Below are 16,069 nucleotides of genomic sequence, written 5' to 3'. Positions count from 1 at the left end.
GTGGCCGGTCGGGCATCTGTGACTTCATAGGAGCCCGGCCAAAGGTCCCATCACTGTCTTGTCCGTCTGCCCGACCGGCGCGTGCCCTCCTGTACGCGTCGTTCGGAAGGACATCAGGCTCCAGCATGGCAGCAGACGAGACAGCGGTCATCGGCGGCATCGACACCCANACCGACGTCCACCAGGCCGCGGTGATCGACACGGTCGGCCGGCACCTGGCCACCAAGGCGTTTCCCACCACCCCGGACGGCTACCAGCAGTTGCTGGACTGGCTCCGATCGCACGGCGAACTGCTGGCGGTGGGCCTGGAGGGCACCGGCGCCTACGGTGCCGAGGCCGCCCGCTTCTTGACCACCAACGGCGTCACCGTCGTCGAGGTCGACCGCCCCGACCGCAAGGCCCGCCGGGACAACGGCAAGTCCGACCCGGTCGACGCCTACGCCGCTGCCACCGCCGTGCTCTCCGGCCGGGCCTCGGGCACGCCGAAGACCCGCAACGGGATCGTAGAGGCCATCCGCACCCTGCGGGTGGCCCGCAGCTCGGCGGTCAAAGCTCGCACCCAGACCATCAACCAGATCCGCAATCTCATCGTGACGGCGCCCGCGGCGGTCCGCGAGAGACTGCGAGGTCTGGCCACCGGCGAGCTGATCGACACCCTGGCCCGGTCCCGTCCGGCCGGCGACCTCACCGATCCGCAGCACGCGGCCAGGATCACGCTGCGCAGGCTCGCCCGCCGCTATCAGCGGCTCTGCGAGGAGATCACCGAAGCTGACGCCGATCTGGGCCCGCTGGTCACCCAGGGCGCACCTCGGCTGATTGCCCTGCCCGGCGTCGGCCCCGAGACCGCGGGACAGTTGCTGACCACTGCCGGCGACAACCCCGACCGCCTGCGCTCGGAGGCTTCCTTCGCGCACCTGTGCGCCGCCGCCCCGATCCCGGCGTCATCGGGCCGCACACACCGCCACCGGCTCAACCGGGGAGGCGACCGGCAGGCCAACCGCGCTCTGCACACCATCGTGCTGGTCCGCATGCGCTACGACCAGCGCACCCGCGACTACGTCGCCAGACGCACCGCCGAAGGCATGACGAAGAAGGACATCGTCCGCTGCCTGAAACGGTTCGTCGCCCGCGAGGTCTACCACCACCTGCCCTGCCCTCAGATCACCACTGAACAGCTCACACAAGCCGCTTGACGATCTATAGGAGCTTCCGCCGCGGAAACGGGGGCGGGGCCGGCCGGGACGAGAAGCCCCGGCCGGCCCCGCCGTTTCCGTGCCGTACGGCTACGGCAGTTCGTCGACGTGCGGCCCGACCTTGTCCGACCAGGCGTTGCCGTTGCTGGCGTCCCAGTTGGTGGACCAGGTCATCGCGCCGCGCAGACCGGGGTACGTCTTCTCCGGCGTGAACGAGCCGCAGCCGGTGCCCCGCGTCAGGCAGTCGAGCGCGTCGGTCACCACGCCCGGATCCACGTACCCGCCGCCCGCCGCCTGCGGCGAGGCGGGCGTGCCGAGGCCGACCTGCGAGGGGTCGAGGCCGTTCTCCAACTGGATGCAGGCGAGCGCGGTGAGGAAGTCGACCGTGCCCTGGGAGTAGACCTGGCCGTCGCAGCCCAGCATGGAACCGCTGTTGTAGTACTGCATGTTGACGACGGTGAGGAAGTCCTTGATGTTCAGCGCCGTCTTGAAGTACTCGTTGTCCGGCGACTGCATGTCGATGGTCTGCGGCGCCATCGTCACCACCAGGCCGTCCCCGGCACCCGCGTGGATCGCCTCCAGCGCCTGCGTCATGTACGTGGAGTTGAGGCCGTTCTCCAGGTCGATGTCGACGCCGTCGAACCCGTACTCGTCCATGAGCGACAGGATGCTGGTGGCGAAGGCGTCCGCGGACGCCGCGTCGTTGACGGCGACCGCGCCGCGCTCGCCGCCGACGGAGATCACGACGGACTTGCCGCTCTCCTGCTTGGCGGCGATGTCGGCCTTGAAGGCGTCCTCGGTGTAGTCGAGCGCCGGGTCGAGGGTGAAGTCGACCTGACCGGGGCTGCCGGTCGCGTCGGCGAAGGCGACGGCGACGATGTCGTACGCCTCGGGGACGTCGGCGACGGTCTGGACGGTGGCGCCGTTGTCGAAGTTCTGCCAGTAGCCGGTGACGGCGTGCGCGGGCACGGCGGCGGCGCCGCGTGCGGCCGGCTCGGGGTCGGCGGCGGCCTCGCTGACGGCCAGGGCGACCAGCCCGCCGGCGGTGAGCGCCGCTGCGGCGAGGGCGCTGACGAGCCGTTTGCGCGTCTTGCGGAACTTGTGTGTACGTACGCGTGCCACAACTGCCTCCGGGTGGGGGGGGTGGTTACTTCGGGGGTCGGGGACGGCCGGGCGCGGCACCCGCCCCGGGAAGGGCGGAACGGGCCCGCGCCCGGCCGTGGTCGATGGGGGCCGGCCGGCGGCCGGCTCAGCAGCTCAGGTTGTCACCGGGGGTGGTCCCGAGGATCTGCGTGAACTGCGTGTACTTGTCGATCCGGCTCTGCACCTGGGCGGGGTTGCCGCCGTTGCACTCGATCGACCCGTTGATGGCCCGGATGGTCTCGCCGAACCCGTGGCCGCCGACGATGGCGTCGTGCGCGGGCATCGACCCGGGCCCGGACTGCGTCATCCAGTACCAGATGCCGGTCTTCCACGCGACGGCGGCGTTCTGCTCCACCTGCCAGGGGTCGTTCAGCAGGTCGATGCCGAGGGCGTCGCCGGCGGCCTTGTAGTTGAAGTTCCAGCTGAGCTGGATGGGCCCGCGCCCGTAGTACGCGGCCTGCCCGGCGGGACAGCCGTAGGACTGCGACGCGTCGCAGTAGTGGGGGTAGTTGTCCTCGTTCTGCTCGACGATGTGCACGAGCCCGCCGGTCTCATGGCTGACGTTCGCCAGGAAGGCGGCGGCCTCGCGCTTCTTGGTGGTCTCGTCGCCGGTGTTGGCGAACGCGGGGTACGCGCTGAGCGCGTCGGTCAGCCCCTGGTACGTGTAGAAGGGGTTCCGCCCCGGGAACATCTGCTCGAACTGCGCCTCGGTGACGATGAACTCCGCAGCCACGGCGTCGTCCGCACCTCCTTCGCCGCCCTCACCGGCCGACGCGGTTACGGGCAGCACCACGGCCAGCGCCGCGGCGAGGGCCCCGATCGCGAGCAGGGCTTTGACTTTTGTTCCGAGTTTCCTCAGCACCTCATCACTCTCCTGGTGGGGGGTCACCGGCGGGTACACCGGAGTTGGAGCTTGACGGGGCGCAGTCAATCACTTGGTCTGCACCAACACAAGGTGTAGACCAATGACTTTGGTCAGGTCGACTTGTCGGCTTCGGCGCGGGCGTGGGTTGCTTCGCCGGGGCGCCGGCCAGTGTCAGAAGCGCTTCGTGAGCATGGGCCCCCGGTTCAGGTTCGGCCGGCGCTGCGGTGTTCGCCGCGGGCGGTCAGCAGCGCCTGGATTCGCGACGGCGGTCCGCGGGGCCGCCGGCGTCCTCGGCCCGCCGCCGCCCGACCGCGGTCTGGGCCTCACGGGCCACGTCCCACGTCCCAGCAGCTCGGTGGCGACTGCGCGGGCGTGACGGAGATCGACCAGATCCCTCCGCGGGGAACCCGGTGCTCCGCGTCCGGCAGCGGATCCGTGAGAACGTACACCGCCACCCTGCCGCTCGGTGAGGTGAACTGACCGAACTCCTTGTCGGCGTAGTCCGCCACCCTGGTGAGGGGTATGCCCCCAGCCGCCAGGGAAGCGGTCAGTTCCTCCAGAAGGACACTGCCGCGGAAATCGCCGTACGTCTCCCGCAGGTACGGGGGGACGGAATCCGTGCCCGCGCCGGCGAGCCGGTGGACCTGGACCGTGAAGCCGGAGCAACTCCACCGCCGGTCGACTCTTTCGAAGAAGACCTCGACGAGCCCGTAGTCCCAGCGCATGAACTTCTTGCGCTTGTCCTCCAGAAAGTCACCGGGCAGCGCCCGCGCCCACTCATCCGGCGCGGAGCCCGCGGTTGCGCCCCCGATGCCTTCCTGCCGTACCACCTGGCTGTACAGGTCGATGTCTGTCACCGCCATACTCTCCCGGGTTCACAGCCGCGCGCGGACAACGCCTTGGCGCCCGCTTTGCCACCGCCCGAAACACCGCCGACTGCGCCTCTCGGAACTCGACCGCGAGCCTGTGACCTGCAGGCTCGTCGCCGCGATGGCGCTCCGAGTCCCGGCTCCCGTCCTGGTGCTGGCCTCGGACCGCGACGACTGGTCGAAGCTGTGCGGGGACCGCGTACAGATCAAGGACGTATGAGCTTGGCGTTCGCTCGGGGCAGGTCAGTTCCGTCCCGCCATGACGCCGCCGATGATGACGGCCTTCTTGCCGGTGAGGCCGATGGTGGTGCGGGACATGCCGTGCTCCTGAGGAAAAGCGGTGCGGGTGAGGGGTTACGGGAGGACCGGGGGCGCCGTGTGGGGTGCGGCGGTCCGTCCGGGGCCGTCAGACGGTGTCGTAGATCCGGACCTCGGGGTCGGCGGCGAGGAGCGGCGCCAGGCCGCCGACGACGTCCTGCCGGAACAGGGTGCTGTCGAGATAGGCGTGGGCCTTGCCGGCAGTGGTGAAGCCGTGCAGCACCTGTACGTCCTCGTCGCGCACGAGCAGTTCCTTGGACTCGGCGCCCGGGACGGTGTCGAGGAACGGCTGCTTGTACTTCCGGTACACGCCGGCCGCCGCGACGCGGTTTTCCTCCGCCACCTTCAGGGTGATCTCCAGGTATGCCATGACGCATCCTTTCCCGTCGGAATGCGCTCGCGGGGATTTCCGCGGGCGGTTCGGACGAGACAAAGGTAAGTCGCTGCGAAGGCCACCGGTAGAAGCTCTCTAGTGATGCGGATATAGCCAACACGTATCACTCGCCGAGGAGCAGGAGCAGGAGCAGGAGCAGGAGCAGGAGCAGGAGCAGCCGACGGCGGGCCCGCGGCCTGACCGGCAAGCTCCTCGCCGTCCTGCCGGGGGCAGCTAGCGTCCGGCGGAGTCGGCAAGGAAGCCGACGAACTCCTCCAGATCGGCGCCGAGCGGATTGTCGCGGCCCCAGACCGCCTCGTAGGACATCTCCACCGGAGCGCCGCCGCGCACCAGCGGGCGGCACCTGGCATGGTCCGGCGTCACCTTGGAGCTCGGCAGCAGGGCGGCCCCCACCCCGAGGCGGGCCCACTCGTCCAGGACCCGGTAGCTGGCGGCCTCGCCCGGATAGGTGCGCAGTGGCAGGTCGTTGTCCCGGAACAGTTGTGTGGTGAAGGTGGTCAGGCCGCAGGTGTCGGGGACGAGGATGAAGTCCGCGCCGGCCGCGTCGTTCAGTTCCACCGGCCCCTCGGCGCCGGGGGCGACCGCCGGGTCGATCACGACGACCGGCTCGGTGAAGATGGTGCGGTGCCGGTAGGCGGGCATGGCCTCCACCTCGGGCACAAGGAGCACGTCCAGCTCGCCGTCCTTCAGGGCGGCGCGCAGCAGGCCCAGGTCGGCCTCGCGCAGCACCAGGTCACGTGGGTGGGTCAGGGTGCGGGCGGCGCTGAAGGCGCAGCCCACCAGGTCCGCCCCGATCAGCGGCGAGACGCCCATGCGGATCGCCCCGGTGGCCGGGCTGGTCAGCCGCCGGGCCTCGACCGTGACCGAGTCCAGCGCCTCCAGAGCCCGGTCGATCACCGGCAGCACGCGAGCGCCGTGCACCGTGGGCTTGACGCCGCGCGGCGAGCGGTCGAAGAGCTTGACGCCCAGCTCCTCCTCCAGGCGAGCCACCCCGTTCGACAGCGCCGGCTGGGTGACTCCGTAGTCGCGTGCCGCGGCACTGAACGACTTGGTCCGGGACACGGCCTGCGCGTACCGGAGCCCTTCGATGTTCATCGTGAACCCCTCTCAGCTACAGCGTCAGGCTATAGCCGCATTCATGATCGTCGTCTACCGGACGCCGGGCCTTCGCCCTACGGTTGACAAAGCACGCGCCGCCGGATCGGCGCGGCAGGAAATATCCAGGCTCTGTGTCCCTCCGACCGTTTCACAGTACCGGGAATTTCCGTAAAGAATCCGCCCCCTCTTTCCCGTGAGGAGTGATGACCGTGCCCCGGGAGAACAACCCCGTGCACCGGGCCGCCCAGGTGACCGAAGCCGGCGGGCCGGTGCGCTTCGCCGCCGTGCAGCCGCGCGAGCCGGGCCCGGGTGAGGTGCGCCTGGACGTGAAGGCATCCGGTATCTGCGGGGCCGACGCCGGCATGGCCGCGAACCCGTCACCCGCCTGCGGTTTCCCGATCACCCCCGGGCACGAGGTCGCCGGCGTCGTCGCCGAGGCCGGCGCTGGGGTCGCGGGCTGGGAGGCCGGGGAACGGGCCGGGGTCGGCTGGTTCGGCGGCTCCTGCGGACACTGCACCGCCTGCCGGTCGGGCGACGTGGTCCACTGCCCGGAGCGCCGGATTCCCGGACTCAGCTACGCGGGCGGCTGGGGCACCACCATCACCGTCCCCGCCGCCGCGCTCATCCGCATCCCCGACGGGATCTCCTTCGAGGAGGCCGCGCCGTTCGGCTGCGCCGGTGTGACCACGTTCAACGCACTGCGGCACAGCGGCGCCGAGCCCGGCGACCGGGTCGCCGTCCTCGGCATCGGCGGCCTGGGTCACTTCGCGGTGCAGTTCGCCAGGGCCATGGGCTTCGGGACGGTCGCCATCGGCCGTGGTGAGGACAAGCGGGCAACCGCGCTCGGCCTCGGCGCGCACCACTACATCGACGGCTCCGCCGAGGACGCCGGTAAGGCGCTGCGCGCCTTGGGCGGAGCCCGGCTGATCCTGTCCACGGCCTCCAGCAGCAAGCCGCTGGCCGGGCTCATCGACGGCCTCACCCCACACGGCCGGCTCACCGTCGTCGGCTTCGACGGCACCCCGCTCCGACTCCCGCTGGACAAGCTGGTGATGCACGCCCGGCACGTCACCGGGCACGTCACCGGCAGCCCGGCCGACACCGAGCAGGCCATGCGCTTCGCCCTGGCCAGTGGCGTACGCCCCCGGGTGCAGACCGCGCCGCTGGAGCAGGCGGCCGAGGCGCTGAAGACCCAGCAGTCCGGGCAGGCCCGCTTCCGCATGGTCCTCACCACGGGCGACTGACTGCCTCTCCCCTCACGCCCCACCACCCCGAGCAGTACAGGGCCGGTTCGCCGGCCCTGATCAGGAAGGAAAGGAGTCCGCTCGTGCCGCAGAGCACAACCCGGTCCGTCGCTGTGATCGGAGCGGGCGCGTCGGGCCTCGCCGCAGCGAGCATCCTCACTCAGGCCGGGCACGTCGTCGTCGTCCTGGAGGCGCGCGAGCGGACCGGCGGGCGGCTGCTCAGCGCCCCGGCCGCGGCGGACGGCCCGCTCGATCTCGGAGCCACCTGGTTCTGGGACGACGAGCAGCACGTGCGTACTCTCCTGTCCGACTCGGGGCTCGGCAGCTTCTCTCAGCACACCACCGGCGACGCCGTCTACCAGGACGGGAGCGGGGTGCAGCGGCTCGTGGGCAACCCGGTCGACGCCCGCTCCAACCGCTTCACCACCGGCGCCGCGGCCCTCACCGACGCCCTCGCCGCCGCCCTGCCGGAGGGCGCCCTCCGGCTCGGCACCCCGGTCACCGCGATCCGCGCCACTCCGACCGGCCTGACCGTGCACAACCGGGACTCCGTCATCGAGGCCGAGCACGTCGTCCTCGCCGTACCGCCCGCCCTCGCCCTGGCCCGCATCGACTTCGACGGCCAACTCCCCACCGACGTCGTCCGTACAGCCGAACAGACCCCGGTGTGGATGGGCGCTGCGGTGAAGGCGGTGGCCGAGTATCCCGAGGCGTTCTGGCGCCAAGGCGGCCTGGCCGGTGCCGCCTTCAGCCGGACCGGGCCGCTGCAGGAGATCCACGACATGTCCGGCCCCGACGGAGCGCCCGCCGCCCTGTTCGGCTTCGCCCACGCGAGCACCGCCCGCGCCGCCGGACCCGACTTCCACGCGGCGGTCACCGGACAACTGACGCAGCTCTTCGGCCCGCAGGCAGCTCAGCCCCTCGCCCTGCACGTCCAGGACTGGAGCGCCGAGCACTGGACCTCCCCCGCACAGGTGGTGCAGGTGGCCGACTACTCCCTCTTCGGCCACCGCCTCTACCAGCGCCCGGCCCTGGACGGGCGGCTCCACTGGGCCTCCACCGAGACCGCCCGCGGCTACGCCGGCCACATCGAAGGAGCGCTGGCAGGCGGCGAACGCGCCGCCCACGCCATCCTCCGCGCGCTGCCCGACCCGAACGCCCAGCCCGCGACGACAGCCTCCGCCGCCTGAACCCACGTGAAGCACACCGAGACCGGCGCGCCCGACCTCGCCGCACCCGAGCACATATCCCCGCGCCCGCAGGCCCAACGCCGCGTCCTGCGCGTCCTGTTCCTCTCCCAGATCCTCAGCGGCGCCGGACTCGCCGCCGGGATCACCGTCGGCGGCCTGCTCGCCGAGCAGATGCTCGGCTCGACCGGCCTCGCGGGCCTGCCCAGTGCACTGTTCACCGCGGGCTCCGCGTTGGCGGCGGTGCTCGTCGGGCGCATATCGCAAGCCCGCGGACGCCGCCCGGGGCTGGCCGCCGGCTATCTCGCGGGCGCCGTCGGCGCGTTCGGGGTCATTGCCGCCACCGTCGTCGACAGCCCGGTCCTCCTCTTCGCCTCGCTGTTCGTCTACGGATCCGGCACCGCGACCAACCTCCAGGCCCGCTACTGCGGAGCCGACCTGGCCGCCCCCGCCCACCGGGCCCGCGCCGTCTCCACCGTCCTGGTCGCCACCACCCTCGGCGGCGTCCTCGGCCCCAACCTCGCCGCCCCCACCGGAAACCTGGCCACCGCCCTCGGCATCCCCGCCCTGGCCGGCCCTTTCCTCCTGGCGGGCGTCGCCTACGCCCTCGCCGCCCTCGTCCTCGCACTCTGGCTGCACCCCGACCCGCTGCTCCTCGCCCGCGAACTCCACGCCACCCGGCCCGCCACCGCCCCGGATCCCGCCGCTCCGCTGGAGACCGGCAAGCGCAAGCCCGGCGTCGTCCTCGGCGCCCTCGTCATGATCCTCACCCAGCTGGTGATGACCGCGATCATGACGATGACCCCGGTCCACATGGCCGCCCACGGCCACGGCACCGCCGCCTCCGGCCTCGTCATCGGCATCCACGTCGGCGCCATGTACCTGCCCTCCCCACTCACCGGCCGCCTCGTCGACCGCTACGGACACCTGCCCGTCGCGGCAGCCTCCGGCATCGCTCTCCTCGCCGCAGGCGTCGTGGCCGCCACCGTGCCCGCCGACTCCGTCGCCCTGCTCGCCCTGGCCCTGGGCCTGCTCGGCGTCGGATGGAACCTCGGCCTGGTCTCCGGGACCGCGATCATCACCGACGCCGTCCCCCTGGCCACCCGCGCCAAGACCCAGGGCATGGTCGACGTGTCCATCGCCATCGCGGGCGCCACCGGCGGTCTCACCTCCGGCGTGGTCGTCGCCGCCACCGGCTACTCGTTCCTCTCCCTCACCGGCGGCGTGCTTGCGATGGCGATCCTGCCCGCCATCGCAGCCACCGCCGCCGGAAAGCCACGTTGACCACACCGCAGTGCTTCCACCTCTGCCCCGACACCGAGATCGCGAAGATGGAGGCGACCCGGGAGGTCAGAGCTCGAACAGCACCTTGGTGGCACCACGCTCGTCCATGGCCCGGTAGCCCTCGGCGGCTTCTTCGAGGGGGAGGGTGAGGTCGAAGACGATGCCCGGGTCGATCTGGTCGGTCATGACGAGGTCGATGAGTTCGGGCAGGAAGCGGCGCACGGGGGCGGGGCCGCCGAGTTCAAGACCTTCCACCACTCGGTCGTCGGCGAGATGACGCTGGCTTACGAGGGCATGGAGACGGAGGCCGAGCCCGGCCTGACCCTGACGATCTACGCCGCCGAGCCGGGATCCGCCTCGGAGGAGCGGATGCGGCTGCTCGCCTCGTGGGCAGCCAGCGACGAGCACGAGGCGGCTGAGGCGACCTCGGACGAGAAGCGCTCGAAACACCGCGGCTGACGGAGGGGCGTGTGGCCGAGAGGTTCGGGCTCGCGCCGTACGCTGCAAGTCACGGGAAGGCTCATGATCTGTGGCACCCGGCCCTCCTTACGCGGGGGAGTCCCGCCTGGTGGGGGTACTCCGGGGGACTCCCGGCCGCGTCGTCTGCTGCCTACCGTGGTGAACGTGATCTGCTGCGCACCATGGAGGATGTGACCGGCACCGCTGCGCGGCCTTGACCAGTCTCGGCTCCCTGCCGATGCGGCCTCGTCGCCGGCGCGGAAGCGGTCACCCGGATGCAGGTTCCCGCCCGTTCACCCGCCCGGGCATTCCCTGTCGGAAGGACCATCATGGCCACAGCCGCCATCGTCGGAGCCGGGCCCGGGCTCGGCCGAGCCACGGCCCGGCGCTTCGGCCGCGAGGGGTTCTCCGTCGCACTGATCTCCCGCACCCAGGCCAAGGTCGACCGGCTTGCCGCCGAACTGACCGCGGAGGGTGTAACCGCCCGCGGCTATGCGGCGAACGTCCGAGACCCGCTGGCGCTGCGTGCCGCCCTCGATGCCGCAGCCGCCGGCCTGGGCCCGGTCGAGGTCCTTCAATTCAGCCCGGCCCCCGCGCGCGAGTTCATGAAGCCGGTGCTCGAGACCACGGCAGAGGATCTCATCGGTCCCGTCGAGCAGTCGGTGTACGGCCCGGTCACCGCGGTTCAGCACGTGCTGCCGGGCCTGCGGGAGCTGGGCCGCGGCACGATCCTGCTCATCAACGGCGGCAGCGCCGCCCGCCCGAGCGGCAGGGTGGCGGGGACCTCCGTCGCCTTCGCCGGGGAGAGCGCCTACGGCCGGATGCTGCACGACGCCCTCGCCCCCGAAGGCATCCACGTCGCGCAGCTGATCATCCCCCGCGGGATCGGCGGCGGCGAGCCCGACCACGAGCCGGACGCCCTCGCCGAGCGCATCTGGTCCCTGCACCGTGACCGCGGCGCGTTCCGCACCACGGTCGGCGAAGCGGCGGCATGGCCACGCGGGACTTCACTCGCCGCGGCCGGACCGCGGCGCTGCTCGGGCTGCCGGCGGCGGGCTACCACAACGGTGGGCGGATCGCGTTCGGACCCGACAGCATGCTGTACGTCACCGTCACCGAACCCGGCGGCAACTACGGCGGGCCCACCGTCGAGGGCATCGCCGAACGAAGAGGGGCGGCCTCTCCGCAAGCGACGACCGCGCCCTCGCCCACGTCACCCAGACCTGGCTCGCCACCACCGACGCCCCCCAGGCCCTCGTCTCCGGACGCTACCGGCGCCACCGGCGGACAGAGAACCCCCACCGAGCCGTGCACGACGAGCAGTTCCAAGACGAGTTGCTCGCCGCCCTGGCAGCCCGTACCGGCGTCGAACTGCCGCGCACCTGAACCCCGCTGCCTCCGACCATCCGCCAGCAAGGAGAACGCCCCCATGACCGTCACCTACGACTTCACCGGCAAGACCGCGTTCGTCACCGGCGGCAGCGCCGGCATGGGCGCGGCCACCGCCCGCGCCTTCGCCCAGGCCGGAGCGAACGTCGCAATCATCGACCTCGACGGCGACGCGGCCGAGCGGTTCGCCGCGCAACTGAAACACGAGGGCCACCGGGCGCTGGGCATCGCCTGCGACGTGTCCGACGAGGATCAGGTCTCCGCAGCCGTCGCCGCGGCCGTCGAGGCGTTCGGCAGCCTGGACATGGCTTTCAACAACGCCGGCATCATGCTGCCCCCGGCCGACTCCGCCGACGAGGACGGCGAGGCGTTCGAGAAGATCGTCGCGGTCAACCTCCGCGGCGTCTGGGCGTCGATGAAGCACGAACTGAAGCAGATGCGTGAGCAGGGGTCGGGCGCCATCGTGAACTGCTCATCCCTCGGCGGCCTCGTCGGCGGCGCCGGCCGCACCACTTACCACGCCGCGAAGCACGGCGTGCTCGGGGCCACCAAGAGCGTCGCCCTGCAGTACGGGCAACGCGGAGTGCGCGTCAACGCCGTCTGCCCCGGCACCATCGCCACCCCGATGGTCAAGCGGATGACCACCGGCGGCGAACTCGACCCCCAGAGCGCCATCGCCGCGATCCCGATGGGCAGGCTCGGACGGCCCGAGGAGATCGCCGCCGCAGTGCTGTGGCTGTGCAGCGACGCCGCCAGCTATGTCACCGGCGTCGCCCTGCCCGTCGACGGCGCGTACACCGCGCAATAGCCCCCGCCAGCGCCCGGACCCCACGCGAGCCGCCGGCCGGGGTCGCCCGGCCATCCCGTCTCTCCCCCAGAGTCCTCGGTGGTCATGTGGCATCCGGTGACGGAAGTGACTCGCCGGTCGTGGGAGCGTACAACTGCGGCAACAGGGCCCCTTGGTGCTCGTCCGGCCGAGGACTGCATGACGTACGTGCCGGGGTCGTCGGCCTCGACGCCCCCGGCGGCGACCGCCCTTGGGCAAGGGCGTGACGTAGCGGGCGGGGAGTCCCGGCTGCCGAGACCCGTCCCGCTCACTGCACCGCTCTCCGCACCACCGAATAGGGCATCAATGGCAATTCCCCGCCGAGGATCACTCGGGCGGCGGAGGAGGGCCGTCCTGGTCCCGGCTCTGCTGCCGGGGCTGGTTGGGGGCGCCGGCGATGGCGTTCTGGAAGCGGGTGCGCAGGCCGTCCCAGCGGGCGTCGTGACGGGCCGCGCGGCGGGTGGCGCGGGCGAGCTTGTGCGGCCGGCGGGTGTAGAAGCGGTGCGCCCAGGGCGATTTGGGGCGGGCCAGTCGGATCGCGCCGACCGCTCCGACCAGGGGGATGACCACGCCGAGCACGCCCATGCGGAACTTGCCCTTGGCGAAGGAGACCACGGCGATGAGGGTGCCGATGACGAGGTTGACCGCCCACAGGAGCACCCCCTGCTGCTGCGGCCCTCCTTGGTCGTCCACGTCGAAGGGGGACGAGCCGATCAGCACCATGCCGACGACCACGGCCGTCAGCACGGTGACCTCGACCGAGGCGCGGCCCTGCTCGCTCCAGTAGACGTCGTGCAGGTGGACGATCAGGGCGAACTCGTCGAGCACCAGACCCGTGCCCATGCCGAACACGATGGCGACCACGGACTTGGCGACCACGCCTCCCTCCACGAAGACCGCGCCGAAGCCCCCGATCACCATGAGAACGACCCCCGGCACCACGTGGTGGATGTGCATCCCGCCAGGGTCGACGTTTCGGAACGGTCCCCGGCCGGCGCGGATCATGCGGGTGATGCCGCGCGTGACGAGGAAGGTGACCACCAGGGCCGCCAGGGCCAGCAGCGGGGGTACCTGTCCGGTGTCGACCGCGGTGAGGGTGAGCCGGCCGTCAGCCATGCCGCGTTTACACCTTTCGTCTGGTTTTAGATGTCTTACGGGTCATTGTCGCGAAGCGCGCAGTGGAGCGATCGGTGCCTCGCCGGTCGGCGGGCGAACCCGGGTCTGTCACATGACCCGAAGAGCACTCCCGTTCCGGGGCGCATTGCCAGCCGACGCGCCGCGGTACGGGCCGCGGGGACAGCCCCCGGCTCGGTGGTGTGAACCAAAGGACCGCTCGGGCCGCCGACCTCCCGTTCGACCACCCTGGGAGATCGGTCGATGACGCTGAGTCGCCCGTCAGGTGCGCTTCCGATGCCGGGTGCAGTATGGAGGTACCGACGATCAGGAGGTGCATGATCATGGCCGAGTTCATGGACGTTCACCACGGGATGAAGGGGATCTCGAGCGAGCAACTGCAGGAAGCGCACCGCGCGGACCGGGCCATCGAGGCCGAGGAGCAGGTGCACTTCAAGCAAGCCTGGGCGGACCCTCAGTCCGGCGAGGTCTACTGTCTGTCGGAGGCGCCGTCGGCGGAGGCGGTGATGCGCATTCACGAGCGCGCCGGCCACCCGGCGGACGAGATCCATCCGGTGCCGCTCACAGCCTGACACCGTGCCCGGCTCGACCCCGGCACGGCCCTGCGTACCCGCCCGACCCCCGAACTCGGCCGGCTGGGATCGGTGCCGGCCCGGTCGGGGGACGGGGGCGCAGTGCCCTCGTGCGCTCTTGGCCTCAGTCGCCGCCGCGCGGTGCGGAGTCCCCCGCGCCCACCCAGAGCATCTGGGTGTCGTCAGCGCCTCCTCGGGGGCCTCTGCGGGAGCGGACCGCGCCGCATATCCCGCGGCGGCCACCAGAGTGCACCGCGAGCCCGATCAGAACGCGTCGGCGGTCAGCTCGACCCGTACTTCTTCTGCAGACCGGCCCGAACGTCGTCGAAGTTCATCACGGGCATGACGGTCACCTTGGCGCCGAGCTTCTGGAAGAGCGGTTCGGCGACGGAGGGCAGGTCGGACGGCTCCTTCAGGTCGAAGACGATGAACGCGGTACGCACCCCGTCCTTCGCCCCGAAGAATGCGCTCTCCGGCTTGACTTGCTCGAGCAGCGACGACATCGTCTCGGGGAGCGTGTTGTCCGTGATCGCCTGGTTCGCCTTCTCGGTGTCCATCTGAGCGGTCAGCAACACCCTCATGGTCTCTCCGCCTCTCGTTTGCCTCTGGGCACGCCCGTGCCCACCTGTCGATCGTCATCGCGATCCCGGGGCTTCGCATCCCGAGTGCGCCAGTGGGTGTACACGCGGGATTCGCGCCGCCTTTCCCGAGGCCAACGTGCCTTCCCCGGCCGCCGCCGTTTCCTCGGCAAAGGATTCCGCATCCCGACAGGAGCGCCCGGCGTCGGTGAGACGAAAGACGTAGCTGATGCCGTGGACCACACCCGCCTGTGGCGGTCTGCATTGTGTGGCGACCGCCCGTAACTCTTCTGCGGTCGCGGGCATGCTCTGCATGGCATTCTTGTTTATCGTGAGCCTAGTGTCTCGTGATCCGGTTGTAGTTACCTGACGGTCGTTGGCGCGTTGGACAGGGCATGGATCTCTCTTTTGAACAGCGGGACGAACTACGGGAATTGGCAGCTTCTCGGGATGTTCCGGCGGATGTGGCACGTCGGGCTCAGATCTTGCTGTGGCTCGCGGAGGGTCGTCGCCGCAAGGACGTCGCGGAGCTGGCCGGCGTTGTGCCGGTCACGGTCGACCGCTACCGGGCCCGCTACGTGCAGCGGGGCATCCCCGGATTGGTCAATCGCCGCCCGGGCGGCGGGAAAGAGCAAGTGCCGCCGCAGACCCGGGGCCGTGTGATCGCGTTGACCAAGACGACCCCGCCGCCGGAGACAGGCTTGTCGCACTGGTCGACGCGCACCCTGGCCGACTACCTCAAGCGGCGGGAGGGCATCGCGGTGTCCTTCCACTACGTCGCCCGTATCTGGCGCGAGGAGAATCTCAAGCCGCACCGTTCGGGCACCTTCAAACTGTCGAAGGACCCGGCGTTCGCGGAAAAGGTGGCCGATGTGGTGGGGCTGTACCTGCACCCGCCCGGTGGCGCCGTGGTGCTGTCGGTCGACGAAAAGACGCAGGTCCAGGCGCTGGACCGGACCCAGCCGGTGCTGCCGGTGGCCTTCGCGGCCACCGAGAAGCGCACCCATGACTACGTGCGGCACGGCACCACGAACCTGTTCGCCGCGCTCAATGTCGCCACCGGCGAGGTCGTCGGCGAGTGCCGGCCGAACCGGAACGGAACAAACTTCCTGGCCTTCCTGAAGAACGCCACCCGGCCGCACACCGGCAAAGAGATCCACGTGGTTCTCGACAACCTCTCCACACACACCACCCCGGAGGTGAAGGCATGGCTGGCGAAGAACCCGCACGTGCACTTCCACTTCACCCCCGTGGGCTCGTCGTGGCTGAACCAGATCGAGATCTGGTTCGGGATCATCACCCGGCAGTCCATCCGCCGCGGCACCTTCGCCAGCGTCAACGTCCTCATCAAGCAGATCCGCGACTACATCAACAACTGGAACGAGACGGCCAAGCCGTTCACCTGGACCGCGACCGCCAACGAGATCCTCGCGAAGGTCCGCCTCACCCAGACCAACGTCAAGAAACTCGTGCGAAACAACTCGAAGTAACACAGACCAGATCACGAGACACTAGG

At 70.8% G+C, this 16,069-nt stretch carries 14 protein-coding genes and 4 pseudogenes; 10 read left to right on the top strand and 8 right to left on the bottom strand.

Going from position 1 to position 16,069, the window contains the following annotated elements:
• The first annotated feature begins 125 nt into the window (after positions 1-125).
• Complete coding sequence (locus tag B124_RS35565) at positions 126-1,193, top strand: IS110 family RNA-guided transposase (RefSeq protein ID WP_496501959.1); 1,068 nt, start codon at positions 126-128, stop codon at positions 1,191-1,193.
• A gap of 90 nt (positions 1,194-1,283) precedes the next feature.
• Here B124_RS35565 and B124_RS35560 read toward each other — a convergent pair whose 3' ends face one another.
• From B124_RS35560 to B124_RS35550, 3 genes are all read right to left on the bottom strand, one after another.
• The gene (locus tag B124_RS35560; RefSeq protein ID WP_496507162.1) at positions 1,284-2,315 is read right to left on the bottom strand and encodes a chitinase; all 1,032 of its coding nucleotides are present in this window, start codon (positions 2,313-2,315) and stop codon (positions 1,284-1,286) included.
• A 127-nt stretch (positions 2,316-2,442) separates the two neighbouring features.
• Complete coding sequence (locus B124_RS35555; RefSeq protein ID WP_496507161.1) at positions 2,443-3,198, bottom strand: chitinase; 756 nt, start codon at positions 3,196-3,198, stop codon at positions 2,443-2,445.
• A gap of 326 nt (positions 3,199-3,524) precedes the next feature.
• The gene (locus B124_RS35550; RefSeq protein ID WP_496507160.1) at positions 3,525-4,058 is read right to left on the bottom strand and encodes a hypothetical protein; all 534 of its coding nucleotides are present in this window, start codon (positions 4,056-4,058) and stop codon (positions 3,525-3,527) included.
• 121 nt (positions 4,059-4,179) lie between these two features.
• Here B124_RS35550 and B124_RS35545 point away from each other — a divergent pair.
• Positions 4,180-4,290, top strand: a pseudogene (locus B124_RS35545) (DNA-binding protein); the annotation flags it as partial.
• Between the two features lie 186 nt (positions 4,291-4,476).
• Here the strand turns inward: B124_RS35545 and B124_RS35540 are convergent.
• The gene (locus B124_RS35540; RefSeq protein ID WP_496507159.1) at positions 4,477-4,758 is read right to left on the bottom strand and encodes a hypothetical protein; all 282 of its coding nucleotides are present in this window, start codon (positions 4,756-4,758) and stop codon (positions 4,477-4,479) included.
• Between the two features lie 237 nt (positions 4,759-4,995).
• Positions 4,996-5,877, bottom strand: coding sequence for a LysR family transcriptional regulator (locus B124_RS35535; RefSeq protein ID WP_496507158.1), 882 nt, complete (start codon positions 5,875-5,877; stop codon positions 4,996-4,998).
• 206 nt (positions 5,878-6,083) lie between these two features.
• On the opposite strand from B124_RS35535, the gene B124_RS35530 reads away from it, so the two are divergent.
• The 3 genes from B124_RS35530 (at position 6,084) to B124_RS35520 (ending at position 9,595) form a co-directional block, all read left to right on the top strand.
• A complete protein-coding gene (locus tag B124_RS35530) occupies positions 6,084-7,124 on the top strand; it encodes an alcohol dehydrogenase catalytic domain-containing protein (protein ID WP_496507157.1) in 1,041 nt (346 codons plus the stop codon).
• A gap of 83 nt (positions 7,125-7,207) precedes the next feature.
• On the top strand, positions 7,208-8,314 hold the full coding sequence (locus B124_RS35525; protein WP_496507156.1) for a flavin monoamine oxidase family protein: 1,107 nt from the start codon (positions 7,208-7,210) through the stop codon (positions 8,312-8,314).
• A gap of 6 nt (positions 8,315-8,320) precedes the next feature.
• Positions 8,321-9,595, top strand: a complete 1,275-nt coding sequence (locus B124_RS35520; RefSeq protein ID WP_496507155.1) for an MFS transporter — start codon at positions 8,321-8,323, stop codon at positions 9,593-9,595.
• 66 nt (positions 9,596-9,661) lie between these two features.
• Here the strand turns inward: B124_RS35520 and B124_RS35515 are convergent.
• Positions 9,662-9,832: pseudogene (locus B124_RS35515) on the bottom strand (IMP dehydrogenase); the annotation flags it as partial.
• Between B124_RS35515 and B124_RS35510 the strand changes: the two are divergent.
• The 3 genes and pseudogenes from B124_RS35510 to B124_RS35500 form a co-directional block, all read left to right on the top strand.
• Positions 9,815-10,054: pseudogene (locus tag B124_RS35510) on the top strand (MmyB family transcriptional regulator); the annotation flags it as partial. The pseudogenes B124_RS35515 and B124_RS35510 sit on opposite strands and share 18 nt — an antisense overlap.
• Positions 10,055-10,383: 329 nt before the next feature.
• Positions 10,384-11,022, top strand: a pseudogene (locus B124_RS35505) (SDR family NAD(P)-dependent oxidoreductase); the annotation flags it as partial.
• Positions 11,023-11,483: 461 nt separating this feature from the next.
• Positions 11,484-12,251, top strand: coding sequence for an SDR family NAD(P)-dependent oxidoreductase (locus B124_RS35500; RefSeq protein WP_496507154.1), 768 nt, complete (start codon positions 11,484-11,486; stop codon positions 12,249-12,251).
• Between the two features lie 345 nt (positions 12,252-12,596).
• On the opposite strand, the gene B124_RS35495 is transcribed toward B124_RS35500, so the two are convergent.
• Positions 12,597-13,385, bottom strand: a complete 789-nt coding sequence (locus tag B124_RS35495; RefSeq protein ID WP_496507153.1) for a hypothetical protein — start codon at positions 13,383-13,385, stop codon at positions 12,597-12,599.
• Positions 13,386-13,726: 341 nt separating this feature from the next.
• Between B124_RS35495 and B124_RS35490 the strand changes: the two genes are divergently transcribed.
• Positions 13,727-13,975 (top strand): SCO4226 family nickel-binding protein, encoded by a 249-nt coding sequence (locus B124_RS35490; protein ID WP_496507152.1) that lies wholly within the window; start codon positions 13,727-13,729, stop codon positions 13,973-13,975.
• 281 nt (positions 13,976-14,256) lie between these two features.
• Here the strand turns inward: B124_RS35490 and B124_RS35485 are convergent, their stop codons facing one another.
• Positions 14,257-14,556, bottom strand: a complete 300-nt coding sequence (locus B124_RS35485; protein ID WP_496507151.1) for a hypothetical protein — start codon at positions 14,554-14,556, stop codon at positions 14,257-14,259.
• A gap of 392 nt (positions 14,557-14,948) precedes the next feature.
• Here B124_RS35485 and B124_RS35480 point away from each other — a divergent pair, with 392 nt between their 5' ends.
• Positions 14,949-16,043 (top strand): IS630 family transposase, encoded by a 1,095-nt coding sequence (locus tag B124_RS35480; protein WP_496501572.1) that lies wholly within the window; start codon positions 14,949-14,951, stop codon positions 16,041-16,043.
• The last annotated feature ends 26 nt before the right edge of the window (positions 16,044-16,069 follow it).

The sequence above is a fragment of the Streptomyces sp. CNP082 genome, from assembly GCF_059570535.1.
The sequence above is the reverse complement of the archived record's forward strand: the minus strand, read 5'-3'. Positions and strand labels throughout refer to the sequence as shown.